The organism is Mucilaginibacter defluvii, assembly GCF_039543225.1.
In the GTDB taxonomy this organism is placed as follows: Bacteria; Bacteroidota; Bacteroidia; order Sphingobacteriales; family Sphingobacteriaceae; genus Mucilaginibacter; species Mucilaginibacter defluvii.
This window is the reverse complement of sequence record NZ_BAABJI010000002.1, coordinates 917,770-930,941: the sequence shown is the minus strand read 5'-3', so window position 1 is coordinate 930,941 and position 13,172 is coordinate 917,770. Positions and strand designations below refer to the sequence as shown.

11 protein-coding genes are annotated in these 13,172 nt (G+C 42.5%); 1 reads left to right on the top strand and 10 read right to left on the bottom strand.

Features of this window, described 5'->3' with window-relative positions; all coding sequences use genetic code 11:
• Window positions 1-53: 53 nt before the first annotated feature.
• From ABD960_RS10335 to lpdA, 9 genes are all read right to left on the bottom strand, one after another.
• Window positions 54-839 carry a PhzF family phenazine biosynthesis protein gene (locus ABD960_RS10335; RefSeq protein WP_345331074.1) on the bottom strand — a complete coding sequence of 262 codons (786 nt, stop codon included), beginning with the start codon at window positions 837-839 and terminating at the stop codon, window positions 54-56.
• A 3-nt stretch (window positions 840-842) separates the two neighbouring features.
• Complete coding sequence (locus ABD960_RS10330; RefSeq protein ID WP_345331073.1) at window positions 843-2,300, bottom strand: early set domain-containing protein; 1,458 nt, start codon at window positions 2,298-2,300, stop codon at window positions 843-845.
• A complete protein-coding gene (locus ABD960_RS10325) occupies window positions 2,297-3,271 on the bottom strand; it encodes a pepsin/retropepsin-like aspartic protease family protein (protein WP_345331072.1) in 975 nt (324 codons plus the stop codon). Before ABD960_RS10325 ends, ABD960_RS10330 begins: the two co-directional genes overlap by 4 nt.
• Window positions 3,272-3,340: 69 nt before the next feature.
• A complete protein-coding gene (locus ABD960_RS10320; protein ID WP_345331071.1) occupies window positions 3,341-4,003 on the bottom strand; it encodes an ATP-binding cassette domain-containing protein in 663 nt (220 codons plus the stop codon).
• Window positions 3,978-4,304: a hypothetical protein gene (locus ABD960_RS10315; RefSeq protein WP_345331070.1), complete on the bottom strand. Its 327-nt coding sequence runs from the start codon at window positions 4,302-4,304 to the stop codon at window positions 3,978-3,980. Before ABD960_RS10315 ends, ABD960_RS10320 begins: the two co-directional genes overlap by 26 nt.
• Before the next feature lie 18 nt (window positions 4,305-4,322).
• The gene (gene nfi / locus ABD960_RS10310; RefSeq protein ID WP_345331069.1) at window positions 4,323-5,030 is read right to left on the bottom strand and encodes a deoxyribonuclease V; all 708 of its coding nucleotides are present in this window, start codon (window positions 5,028-5,030) and stop codon (window positions 4,323-4,325) included.
• A gap of 50 nt (window positions 5,031-5,080) precedes the next feature.
• Window positions 5,081-5,941, bottom strand: a complete 861-nt coding sequence (locus ABD960_RS10305; protein WP_114004714.1) for a sigma-70 family RNA polymerase sigma factor — start codon at window positions 5,939-5,941, stop codon at window positions 5,081-5,083.
• Window positions 5,942-6,050: 109 nt separating this feature from the next.
• The gene (locus ABD960_RS10300) at window positions 6,051-6,893 is read right to left on the bottom strand and encodes an MBL fold metallo-hydrolase (RefSeq protein WP_345331068.1); all 843 of its coding nucleotides are present in this window, start codon (window positions 6,891-6,893) and stop codon (window positions 6,051-6,053) included.
• 88 nt (window positions 6,894-6,981) lie between these two features.
• Entirely contained in the window at window positions 6,982-8,373 is a 1,392-nt protein-coding gene (lpdA, locus tag ABD960_RS10295) for a dihydrolipoyl dehydrogenase (RefSeq protein ID WP_345331067.1), read from the bottom strand.
• 298 nt (window positions 8,374-8,671) lie between these two features.
• Here lpdA and ABD960_RS10290 point away from each other — a divergent pair, with 298 nt between their 5' ends.
• Complete coding sequence (locus tag ABD960_RS10290; protein WP_345331066.1) at window positions 8,672-11,827, top strand: TonB-dependent receptor; 3,156 nt, start codon at window positions 8,672-8,674, stop codon at window positions 11,825-11,827.
• 111 nt (window positions 11,828-11,938) lie between these two features.
• Here ABD960_RS10290 and ABD960_RS10285 read toward each other — a convergent pair whose 3' ends face one another.
• Window positions 11,939-13,120, bottom strand: a complete 1,182-nt coding sequence (locus ABD960_RS10285; RefSeq protein ID WP_345331065.1) for an AIR synthase related protein — start codon at window positions 13,118-13,120, stop codon at window positions 11,939-11,941.
• Window positions 13,121-13,172: the final 52 nt, after the last annotated feature.

Sequence of the window (13,172 nt, the reverse complement as noted above, 5' to 3'; positions counted from 1 at the left end):
CTAAACATCCCTGTTTGTGGCAACAGGGATGTTTATAGTATCGGGTTAAATGCTTACAGATAAATTTCGCCCCGTAAAAACGTTACGGCTTTACCTGCCATTAAAACGCGGTCGCTATTTAGTTTGCACCAAAGTTCGCCTTTACGTGCCGATAGCTGATAGGCATGCAGGTCATTCTTTCCTAACTTATCGGCCCAGTAAGGTATCAGGTTACAATGTGCCGAGCCGGTTACCGGATCTTCATTTATACTGGCCGCGGGGGCAAAAAATCGGGATACAAAATCAACGGCTATACCCGGCGCGGTTATGATTACGCCCACGGTCGGAATTTTTGCCAGCCTGGCAAAATCAGGCGAGGCGGCGCGAATATCATATTCACTCTCATAAACCAGCATATAATCGCGCGCCCTAAATACCTCAAGTGGCGCTTTCATGCCAAGTGCTTCTATCAATCCATCGGGCAATTCAGCCCGCTCAGCCGGGCGCGAGGGGAAGTCCATGCTGTACTTGTCGCCGTCTTTCTTAACTATAAGCGTGCCTGCTTTTACGGTTTCAAAATGAATTTCGTTTCCGGTATAACCCAACTCAGTATATATAATATGCGCGCTCGCTAATGTAGCATGGCCGCAAAGATCAATCTCATACTCCGGCGTAAACCAGCGTAGTTTGTAACCGGTATTTGTTTTTACAAAAAACGCGGTTTCCGCCAGGTTGTTTTCAACCGCGATCTTTTGCATCAGTTCGTCAGATAACCATTCGTTAAGCGGACAAATTGCCGCGGGGTTGCCACCGAACAACTGATCGGTAAAGGCATCAACCTGGTAAATTGGTAATTTCATTTTTTATTTTGTTTTGGTTGAGTTTTCAGGGTCTATCCATATAACAGAATTCCCGGTGTCAAACTCGTTGCCTTCCCATTGCTTGTTTGCCGGGTCAAGCAGCCAGTTGCCATCCACAATAAACTTGTAGCGGGTTTTGCCAATGGGCAGTTTAATGCTGAGCACCCACTCGTCGCCTTTGCGGCCCATGGTATACTGATCCATATTCCAGCTGTTAAAACTGCCTGCCACCCGCACGGTCTGGGCATTCGGGTAACCTCTGAGCTTAAAGGTGTAATTCGGGTTAACCGATATAAAAGAGTTGGTTTCGCCACCATCTTCAACATAACAGGTATTAGCCGGGTCAGTTATCCACCTGCCGTCAACAATGTACTTGTAGCCGTAATTGCCTTCAGGCATAATTACCGGCAGTTGCCATATATTATTTATCTTTTTCAGAAAGATGCGTTCGGGCTGCCAGTTGTTAAAGCTTCCCGCTACCGACACCTTCCTGGCGTTGGCGTAGCCCTTAAGCTTAAAATTTACCGTTTCGCCCAAATTGATTGCCGAAGCTATCAGGCCTTTTTCATCGTAACCTTTGGTTTTATTTGCCGGGTCGGTTACCCACTTGTTGTCAAGCATAAAACGATATAAATGCATCCCGTCATGCAAATATAGGGATGCCTGCCAGCCGTTGCCCCTGCGTGTGAGCGGTATTTCTGTCGCGTTCCAGCGGTTAAAACTGCCTGCTACCTGCACCCTGTTTACTTTTTGAAATCCGTTAAGCTTAAACGTATAATTGTAGCGATAGTAAATTGAATTTACACTATGGAAGCCATCACCTTCGGTAAGCTTGTTGTTTACATCGTGCGTCCAGCGGCCATTAATAATAAACTTATAAGCATAAACGCCGGGTTTTAGCCTGATGTCGGTGATCCAACCGCTATCCGTTTTCAGCATGACGCCCTTTGACAAACTCCACATGTTGAAGTTGCCGGACAGCAATACCCTTTTTGCTGTAAGATTACCGGGCACAAAAAAACGTGTTGAACCGTTCGGCAGCTCGTACACCGTTTGCCTGTTAAACTTATTTACACCATAAAGTACATCTGCCGGGTAACCAGGGCTAGCCTCGCCGTTTACACTATTTGTAGTGATAATAAATGGCTGCTGAGGTTGAATATTAATACTGATGTTGAGTGGCCGATTGAATGTTGTTTTAAACCGACTCTTTTCAGCAAGTTGCCAGCCTTGGCTGGTGAGCACGCTGTAATCGCCCTTCAGCAGTTTAACACTTACATCATTCCCGCTTACACCTGCACGGGTTAGTATGGTATCGAGATAGTTTTTGGTTGAGCGTTTATCAATTTGTAATACCAGCTTATCGTTTGCGATGGTGAGGCTGTTACGTTGCTGCGCGAGCACGGGCAGGCAACCCGCAAACAGCAGGAAAACAATAAACCAACACCATAAAAACCTCATACCTTATAAGTATACATCGCAAACTCCTTTTTTACAAAGTTTATTGTGAAAACCCCGCGCATAAAGAAGTCGTAACCCAAAATTCCGTCAACCGAGTGGCCGTAGGCTCTGCCCATGTTATCAAGGCTGGTAAGCACTACCTTGTTTTTGGTAAACAGGTTGTCGCCCACTGTAAGCTGATCTAATTTAGCATAAATTATTTCAAACTTAGAGCCACCCACGCCGGTTAATTTTGAGGCGCTTAATACTTCAAAATTTTGTATGATTTTTTTTGAACGCCTGTAGTCGAGCAAATTGGTTTCAGCACCTGTATCAAAGGCCATCCACAGGATATTATCGTTGATAGAAGTTTTAAGGAAGATTACATCATTCATCAGTTTAAAACCGGTTTTCATAAACGGTTTGCTGAAAGGTAATTCTGTTTGATTAAAATTGCCATCACTGTCCAGCTTATGGATATACAGCATGTTATTAAATATATCCACCGTTATGGCCAGTTTGGCAAACAAACGGGTACCCAGTAAGCCGAGTACTTTAATATTACGTCCGTTTTCGATGGCGGATAAATCTGTAACATCGGCTTTTAAGCGCTTGTAAAACAAATCAAGTATAGCGAAATTTTGTACTTCTGAAACAAAAGAGTTAGCTACCTCGCCGTTCACGCCGCCCGATTCCTGGTTGGCTATCCGGGGCATGTCTCTAAAATAGGTAGCATTTAAAACCAGGTGAGGAGCACCGGTATCTAATACAAAATTGCCGATAACGCTATCAACCCGTGCCTCAACAATGATGAGGTTGCCCGCCCGTTTTATCGGAACGGTAAGCGTACTGAAATCGCCGTAAGGGTCAGGAGCAGGGTCATCAAACGTACTGATGTAAACACCGCCTATGTTGATATGGCCTGCATGGGCGTTCGCCTGAACGCCCATTGCCAGCAAAATCATAATAAGGTATGTTAAAAATTTGCGCATCAGTAAGGTTGTGATATCTATAAGACGGCACAACACATCACTGTGTTACATGCTATAACGTTTAAATAGTTATTTTTTGTTTAAATAATTATAAGTTACTAAATCAGCGGCATCTTTTACAGGCCGGGTACACCCGTTGTTGAGCAAAATTATGCGATCGCTTACATCCAGCACATTGTAATATTGATGGTCGGTAACGATAATGCCTTTTGTTTTGGCGGATTTCTCCATCATTATTTTGAGGTCATCAGCTTGAACGGGCGAAATATGTGTGAAAGGTTCATCAAGTAAAATAAAGTCGGCACAACTGTAAACAATCATCAATGTTTCCAGCTGTCTTAACTCACCACCCGAGAGCTGACCAACTGTTTTATGTTGATGCTGCTGATAGGCGGGTTGGTCATTAAAATCGCTCCATAGTAAAGGGTCAATAAAAGGCTTTGCCAGTTTTTGTATTTTGATGCCTGAAGGCAGATAATTGTGCTGCGGCAGATATGCTATGCGGTTGTTATGATAACCTTTAATTATGTGCTGACCGTTAATACTTACGTGCTTGTAACCGCAACTCAAGCTTCCGAATATAATGCGCAATAATGATGATTTACCGCAGCCGTTACGGCCAAGCAGGCCAACCACCTCGCCGGTTGAGCAGTCGAGGTAAATGTCCTGCAATATTTTGCGGCCATCAAACTCTAGCTGAACGCTATCAACCTTTAATGTTTGCGAGGGCATAAAACGGGATTAAAATAATGGTTGATAACAGGATGAATATCAGCGTATCTAATATGAAAATGTAAGCATACATCTGCCTTGAGCTGAAACCGGCATTACGGTAATAAAAATACGATTTGGCAGCAAATAAGTACTGATAGCCAAGACACACCAGATATCCAAATAACTTAATTATCAATACAATAGGCATGGCAACTAAACCAAGCTTAATCAGGTTAAAGATTGCGCAAAAACTAAACAACAGGTTAACAAAAAACACAGGCCGGTAAAAATGAAAGATGAGCGTTGCCAGTCGTTTCATTTTTGGTAATTGCGAAGTTTAGCTGAAAAGGTCATGTTGTGTGTTAGGTACTCTGCCGTTGGCTATCCGTATCTTATTTACCAGCAAGTGGGCCTGACGGGTAGGTTCGGGCATACGGTAACCGCGAAGGCACTGTTTTATCACCTCAACGCTTTGTGGTATATCAATATTGTTCCCCGGCGAAATAAACAGCGGGTTACAGTTGCGCTTGCTGCGCAGGGCGACGCCAACCAGCTCGCCTTTGTGGTATAGCGGACTTTCGGCCATTGCTTCGTTTGGGGGCTCCTGGAAATTGCCGGCCAGGCGGCTTTTTGCGCATCCCAATGTTGTAGCGCCGGTAATCAACCCGAAATGTGTAGCGATACCTAAACGGCGTTCGTGCGCTATGCCCTGACCATCGAGCACAAGCAGATCGGGTTTCGTTTCCAGTTTGTTCCAGGCCTCCAGCAAGGCAGGTACCTCGCGGAATGCCAGCAGGCCTGAAATGTAAGGGAACGGTGTGCGGCTGATAGCTGTAGCATTGCCAATTATCTTAAGATCGGGGTAACTGAACACCACAATGCCCGCGTAAACCGTTTCCTCGTGCTTATTGAATGATATGTCTGCCCCGGCAATGGTGCGTATCGGCGTTTGGAGCGGCTTAATTTGAATTTGTTTACGTAACTCGTGCTGGTAAGCTATGGCTTGAGCAGTGGTGAGGTGTTCGTAGTCGATTGGTAACAGCATGTTTGTTAAACAAAAAAGCCTTCCGTAATGTTCGGGAAGGCTTCTTTATGTTAACCTAAATATGATTTCAGGATCTTGCTCCTGGAGGTGTGCCGCAATCGTTGCAACGCCTTGTCTTTTATCTGCCTTACACGCTCGCGTGTCAAGTTAAATTTCTCTCCTATCTCTTCAAGCGATAGCGGGTGGTTAGTGCCCAAACCGAAGAACAGTACGATAATTTCGCGCTCACGCTCAGTAAGCGTAGATAACGAACGTTTGATCTCCTCTGATAATGATTCATTGATCAGTATCGAGTCGGTGTTTGGCTCGTGGTTTTCAAGTACGTCTAACAGCGTATTTTCCTCGCCCTGAACAAACGGCGCATCCATAGATACATGGCGGCCTGAGTTGCTCAGTGTGTCAGATATCTTGTCAACCGTAGTTTCCAGTATATCGGCAAGCTCTTCAGGAGACGGCTCGCGCTCATATTCCTGTTCAAGCTTTGAAAATGCCTTGCTGATCTTGCTTAATGAACCTACCTGGTTTAATGGTAAACGCACAATACGAGATTGCTCAGCAATAGCCTGCAATATCGACTGGCGGATCCACCATACGGCGTATGATATAAATTTGAAACCTTTAGTTTCGTCAAAACGCTTGGCCGCTTTAATTAAGCCAAGATTACCTTCGTTTATCAGGTCGCCCAGGGTTAAGCCCTGGTTTTGATATTGTTTAGCTACAGAAACAACAAAGCGAAGGTTGGTTTTAGTTAAACGCTCGAGAGCAGCTTGATCGCCTTCGCGTATCTTTTGGGCTAAAATTACTTCTTCTTCGGCAGTTATCAGGTCAACTTTACCAATTTCGTGAAGATATTTATCAAGTGATTGCGATTCACGATTGGTAATGGATTGTGTTATTTTGAGTTGTCTCATCTATTTTTATAACCTCGATTCTTTGATTGAGAATTGAACGTGCAAAGGTACAAAATTGTTCGCTATTTAGCACTGTAATATAGCATATTTACACAAATATTATATAGGCTTATATAAATTCGCGCAAATTAAATGTCTCTTTTAAACGGATGCCTTTTTCAGTTTGTTGCAATGTACAGCACTCATTTTCGGCATCATGCTCCAAAAACAAAATATATTCGTTTTCTAATGCTTCCGTTAAAATACTTTTCTTTTCACTCAGCGTCGTCAGCGGAAACATGTCATAAGCCATCACATAGGGCAGCGGCAAATGCCCGACTGTCGGCAGCAAGTCCGCCATATACAGCAGCTTTTTACCTTTATAATTAATTAACGGCAACATTTGGGCGTCAGTATGTCCGTTTACAAATCTTACGTCAATGCCCGGTAAAAAACTAACCCCGTCCTTATCTTCAATAAATCGTAACTGGCCGCTTTCCTGCAAGGGTAATATGTTTTCCTTTAAAAAGGATGCCTTCTCCCGCTCGTTGGGGTTTACCGCCCAGTCCCAGTGTCTCTTATTACTCCAGTAAGTGGCATTTTTAAATGCAGGCAGCAGCTTTTCACCATCCCGAATTACTGAACCACCTACATGGTCAAAATGCAGGTGGGTCAAAAATATATCTGTTACATCGTCACGATGAAAACCGTGTTTAGCCAGTGAACTATCCAGCGTAGCATCGCCATGCAAATAATAATGGCTAAAAAACTTTTCGCTTTGCTTGTTGCCAATGCCGGTATCAATCAGTATTAACCGGTTGTCTTCTTCAACCAGCAGGCAGCGCATCGCTAAGTCGCACAGGTTATTGGCATCCGCCGGATTGGTTTTGTTCCAGATGGTTTTGGGTACCACCCCGAACATTGCGCCCCCGTCCAATTTAAATAAGCCGGTATCAATGGTGTACAGGTTCATAGCACTTCTTGAATAACAATAGCGACAGGCTATATTAACCTGTCGCTATGTATTTGATGTCAATAACGGTAAAAACCGCATTGATATTTTAGATATGGATCACCTCGCCGTAAGCGGCGGCAGCAGCTTCCATAACAGCCTCGCTCATGGTAGGGTGAGGGTGTACTGATTTAATGATCTCATGGCCCGTAGTTTCCAGTTTACGTGCGGTAACTACTTCGGCAATCATCTCGGTAACGTTATTGCCAATCAAATGCGCACCTAAAAACTCGCCGTATTTAGCGTCAAATATCACTTTAACAAAACCATCTTTAGCACCGGCAGCACTTGCCTTGCCTGACGCCGAGAATGGGAATTTACCTACTTTAACTTCATAACCTGCTTCTTTAGCCGCTTTTTCAGTATAACCTACTGAGGCAACTTCAGGAGAGCAGTAAGTACAGCCCGGAATATTGTTGTAATTAATAGGCTCAGGGTTTAAGCCTGCTATTTTCTCAACACAGGTAATTCCTTCGGCAGATGCTACGTGAGCCAGGGCCTGGCCTTTAACAATATCGCCTATGGCATAAACACCTTCAACGTTAGTTTTATAGTAATCGTCAACCAGCACCTTGCCTTTGTCGGTTTTTACACCGACTTCTTCCAGGCCAATGCCTTCAAGGTTTGTTGACACACCTACGGCTGATAGCACGATCTCGGCTTCCAGTACTTCAGTACCTTTAGCGGTTTTAACACTCACTTTGCAAAGATCACCCGCTGTATCAACCGACTCAACAGTTGAATTGGTCATGATATTGATACCTTGTTTTTTTAGCGAACGTTCTAATTGCTTGGATACTTCTTCGTCTTCCAGCGGTACAACATTCGGTAAAAACTCAACTACGGTTACTTTAGTGCCGATTGAATTATAGAAATAAGCAAATTCAATACCGATTGCGCCTGAACCTACAACAACCATTGATTTTGGTTGCTGCGGTAACACCATGGCCTGGCGGTAACCGATGATCTTTTTACCATCCTGTTTAAGGTTCGGCAACTCGCGCGAGCGTCCGCCTGTGGCAACTATAATATGTTTCGCAGTATAATCTTTAGTCGCGCCGTTAGCGTCTTTTACTTCAACAGTGCCTTTGCCTTTCAGTTTACCAAAGCCCATGATCACTTCGATCTTGTTCTTTTTCATTAAAAACTGAACGCCTTTGCTCATGCCTTCGGCCACATCACGGCTGCGTTTTACAACGGCTTTAAAATCAACCTCGCCGGCGCCGTTAACTTTTATACCGTAATCGGCAGCGTGGTTTATATATTCAAACACCTGGGCGCTTTTCAGTAAAGCTTTAGTTGGTATACAACCCCAGTTAAGGCATATACCCCCGAGCGATTCCTTTTCAATAATCGCGGTTTTTAAACCTAACTGAGAGGCACGTATAGCTGCAACGTAACCTCCGGGACCTGAACCAATAACAATTAGATCGTAGTTCATATTACTTGTTATATGTTTTTGTTGTTGCCAAAGCTAAGTAAATAGCCTGAAATGACGAAATAGCCGGTTTCACCGTTGTGTAACTTTAACACCCCTGCAAACTCAACTTTGAAGTTTGCTGTACATTTAATATGATTTAAGCAATAAATTAAAGCGCGTGTTGTAACTTTTTAATTAAATGCATATTAATGTTGATAAATTTTTTAGAATAGTTAATGTTAAGTTAACATAGAGCGCAAAACTTTTCTATATTTTTGCAGAATATTAATTAACTGATTTATTGACAAATTTTCACCACATGAGAAAGTTTTTACTTTTTTTATTTTTCTCCATGTTGACTTTAGGTGCAGCCTATTCGCAGGTTACTACGAGTAGCTTAACCGGAGTTATCAAAGACGCTAAAGGCGAAACTTTAATTGGCGCTACAATTAAAGCTACTCACCAGCCCAGCGGAACAAATTATTACACATCTACCAATGCCGATGGTCGTTATACCATCCCTAACATGCGTGTTGGCGGCCCTTACCTTATCGAGGCTTCATACATAGGGTATGAAAAAAGTACTACAGATAATATCAATTTGAGATTAGGCGAGCAGTTTGTGCTTAATTTTACTTTATCTCAAAATGGAGTAAGTCTGAGTGAAGTACAAATTACCGGTCGTAAGGATGCTGTAATGAATAGCAAACGTACAGGTGCTTCAACCAACATCAGCAAAGCACAACTTGAAAATTTGCCAACTCTTTCGCGTTCATTACAGGATTTTACCCGTTTAACACCACAAGCTAATGGCAACTCATTTGGCGGTGTGAGCAACAGGTTTAATAACATTACCATTGATGGTGCGGTAAATAACGATGTATTCGGCCTTTCGGGATCAGGTACTCCGGGTGGCCAGGCAAGCACGCAGCCTATTGCACTTGATGCGATCCAGGAAATTCAGGTTGTATTGGCGCCTTATGACGTATCATATGGTAACTTTACCGGTGGTGGCATAAACGCTGTAACCCGTTCTGGTACAAATGAAGTACAGGCCTCGGCTTATTTTTATGGCAAAAGCCAGGGTTTAGTTGGTAAAAATCCATTAACTGATGCTAAATACACCAATTTTACCGATAATCAATATGGATTTAGAGTAGGTGCACCAATTATAAAAAATAAGTTATTCTTTTTTGTAAGTGGTGAGCTTGGTCGTCGTGAAGCTCCGTCAACTTTTAATGCAGGCGACGCTGGGGCTGCTATCACTACAGCTACCGCTCAAAGCATCAAAAATTATATGATGGATACTTACAAATACGATGTAGGATCATACGAAGAAGTAAACTTGCGCAGGAATAATGACAAAGCATTTATTCGTTTTGACTGGAACATTAATGATAAACATCAGCTAACACTGCGCCATAACTATGTGAGTGCGTTTGATGACAATTTAACACGCAACGGTACTAACTTTGCTTTTAGCAATAACCTTTATAAGTTTAATAATAAACAAAATATAACGGTAGCTGAATTGAGAAGTAATTTTTCAAACCGGTTTTCAAATAATTTGATTTTAGGATACTCGGCAATACGTGATAACCGCGAAACTGCAGGAGCTCTGTTTCCTCAGATCCAGGTTAAAAATATTGACAATATCTCCTCTAACAGCGCATACTTAGGTTCAGAGCGCAGCTCAGTTGCAAACAGCCTTAGCCAGGATATATTTGAGTTTACTGATAACTTTAAATATTACGCAGGTAAGCATACATTTACATTTGGTACGCATAACGAATTTTTTAAGTTTGATAACTTGTTTATCAATAACTTGAACGGTCGTTGGGATTTTGAAAACGTTAACAATTTCCTTACAAATGTTCCTCAACAAGCACGTGCTTCATATTCTTTACTGCCAAATAACCCATCACCATCAGCTAAATTCAGCGCTGCACAGTTAGGTTTATATGCTCAGGATGAATTTGATGCTTTTGAAGGTTTCAGGTTAACGTTAGGTTTACGTGTTGATATGCCTATCATCAATGATAAGCCGTTATATAATGCTAAAGTTGAGACATCATTCCCGGGTGTTCGTACAGATGAAACCCCAAGTGGCAAATTACTTTGGGCTCCGCGTGTAGGTTTTAATTACGACATTAACGGTGATCGTTCAGTACAAATTCGCGGTGGTGCAGGTATTTTCTCTGGCCGCGTACCCTTTGTATGGCTGTCTAACCAATTTGTTAACAGTGGCCTATTGTTAGGTACTGTTGATGTACGTGGTACTGCTATTAATGGTGGTAATGGTTTTGAACCTAACGTAGACAAACAGAAAGACGTTGGCGGACCAGTTGCTACAACCGAAATCAATGCGGTTAATAAAGATTTCAAAATACCTCAAGTAGCAAGGTTTAACTTAGCTGCTGATGTAAAATTGCCATATGGTATTATTGGTACTATTGAAGGTATTTATTCAAAAACAATGAATAATGTAAACTATACAGACCTTAACCTGAAAGCAGCACCTGCTGTTAATAATCAGGCGGCCGTTATTGATCCTGTTTACACCGGTGGCGCTGATACTCGTCCGTTATATAGCACAGCCAACACCAATAAGGTTGATCCGGCGTTTACTAACGTTATTTACTTAACTAATACCAATAAGGGTTATACTTATTCAATAACCGGCCAACTACAAAAGAATTTTGATTTTGGTCTGAACGCTATGGTTGCTTATACGTACAACCGTGCAACTGATTTAAATTCAGGAACAAGTAGTACAGCTCTTTCAAACTGGGAGTTTGTACAAAATGTAAACGGTCCTAATAACTTACCTTTAGCCACTTCTTATTATGAAACCCGCCATCGTATAGTAGGTAGTGGTGGATACAAAGTTAGCTATGGTAAGAATAAGAATTTTGCTACAGGCATTAATTTATTTTATGCAGGCTTCTCTGGTACTCCATACAGCTATGTTTATAATGGTGATTTAAACGGCGATGGTCGTTTTAGCAATGACCTGTTATTTGTACCTGCTAACAGATCTCAAATAAACTTACAGGATATAAAAGATAGGAATGGTGTAGTTACCCTTACTGCAGATCAGCAATGGGCAAACCTTGAATCGTTTATCAATAGAGATCCTTATCTGAGCAAAAATAAAGGTAAATACACCGCGAGAAATGCTGCTACTACCCCTTGGGAACACCATTTTGATGTGCGTATTACGCAAGATCTGGGTACACTTATTAAAGGTAAGAACCATAAGCTGCAACTTACATTTGATATATTTAACGTTGGTAACCTAATCAATAAGGATTGGGGCAGATCTTATTTTAACCAAAATCAGGCTGTTCAGTTAATTTCAACAACCAGCGCTAAAGGTTTTAACTATAGTAGGTCAAATCCTGATGGATATGATTTATCTGACTTAGCTTCAAGATGGCAAGGCCAATTCGGTATCAGATACATCTTTAACTAAAATAGCTTATTTAATAGTGAAAACGCCTGCCGGATATCCGGCAGGCGTTTTATTTTCACAAAAAATGCCTGTTGAATGTTCAACAGGCATTTTTGTCGATTAAACACAGGTTTAATTATATACAAACTCCCCAAATTCCGATTGTATGGTTACCTGCTTTTTATCAGCAGCTTCAACACGGCCGATGATCTGCGCATCTACATTAAAGCTCTTTGATATGGCGATAATGTCGGCAGCAATATCTTCAGATACATAGAGCTCCATGCGGTGGCCCATATTGAACACCTTATACATTTCCTGCCATGAGGTGCCTGATTCTTCATGGATCAATTTAAACAAAGGTGGCACCGGGAAAAGGTTATCTTTTATCACGTGTACATCATCCACAAAATGGAGCACTTTGGTTTGTGCGCCGCCGCTACAATGTACCATGCCATCAATTTGCGAGCGGTATCTTTCCAATATAGCTTTAATGATTGGGGCGTAAGTGCGTGTTGGTGATAGCACAAGTTTGCCCGCTGTTACGGTTTTTCCATTTCCAATTTCAATTTGATCAGTCAGACTTTTTGAGCCGGAGAAGATCAAATCATAAGGAATACCTGCATCGTAACTTTCCGGATATTTGTCGGCAATGGTTTTGTTAAACACATCGTGCCTTGCCGAGGTTAAGCCGTTGCTTCCCATGCCACCATTGTATTCGGTTTCGTATGTGGCTTGTCCGTATGAGGCCAGGCCTACAATTACATTGCCGGGTTTAATTCGGTGGTTCGAGATAACATCTTCGCGTTTCATGCGGCAGGTAACGGTAGAGTCGACAATGATGGTGCGCACCAGGTCGCCCACGTCGGCAGTTTCGCCACCGGTGGAATATATGCCGATGCCCGCATCACGCAGCTCAGCCAAAATTTCTTCGGTACCATTAATTATAGCAGCAATAACTTCACCCGGTATCAGGTTTTTGTTACGGCCGATGGTTGATGATAACAGGATATTATCAACCGCGCCTACGCAAAGCAGGTCGTCAATGTTCATGATGATGGCATCCTGCGCTATGCCGCGCCATACGGATATATCACCGGTTTCTTTCCAGTAAGTATACGCTAATGACGATTTGGTGCCCGCGCCGTCGGCGTGCATAATATTGCAGTAATCCGGGTCGTTTGTTAAAATATCAGGAATTATCTTACAAAAAGCTTTAGGATATATACCTTTGTCGATGTTTTTGATCGCGTTGTGCACATCATCCTTTGATGCCGACACGCCGCGCTGATCGTATCTTTGCGAAGAAGTCATGGGCAAATATACGGCTTAATCGCTTTTTTCAACTTCTAAAAATTTCACATTG

Coding starts and splice junctions, on each gene's coding strand:
- ABD960_RS10300 (WP_345331068.1), bottom strand. CDS start 6,893: ATGAACCTGTACACCATTGATACCGGCTTATTTAAATTGGACGGGGGC.
- nfi (WP_345331069.1), bottom strand. CDS start 5,030: ATGCTGTTACCAATCGACTACGAACACCTCACCACTGCTCAAGCCATA.
- ABD960_RS10335 (WP_345331074.1), bottom strand. CDS start 839: ATGAAATTACCAATTTACCAGGTTGATGCCTTTACCGATCAGTTGTTC.
- ABD960_RS10330 (WP_345331073.1), bottom strand. CDS start 2,300: ATGAGGTTTTTATGGTGTTGGTTTATTGTTTTCCTGCTGTTTGCGGGT.
- ABD960_RS10290 (WP_345331066.1), top strand. CDS start 8,672: ATGAGAAAGTTTTTACTTTTTTTATTTTTCTCCATGTTGACTTTAGGT.
- ABD960_RS10285 (WP_345331065.1), bottom strand. CDS start 13,120: ATGACTTCTTCGCAAAGATACGATCAGCGCGGCGTGTCGGCATCAAAG.
- ABD960_RS10320 (WP_345331071.1), bottom strand. CDS start 4,003: ATGCCCTCGCAAACATTAAAGGTTGATAGCGTTCAGCTAGAGTTTGAT.
- ABD960_RS10325 (WP_345331072.1), bottom strand. CDS start 3,271: ATGCGCAAATTTTTAACATACCTTATTATGATTTTGCTGGCAATGGGC.
- ABD960_RS10315 (WP_345331070.1), bottom strand. CDS start 4,304: ATGAAACGACTGGCAACGCTCATCTTTCATTTTTACCGGCCTGTGTTT.
- ABD960_RS10305 (WP_114004714.1), bottom strand. CDS start 5,941: ATGAGACAACTCAAAATAACACAATCCATTACCAATCGTGAATCGCAA.
- lpdA (WP_345331067.1), bottom strand. CDS start 8,373: ATGAACTACGATCTAATTGTTATTGGTTCAGGTCCCGGAGGTTACGTT.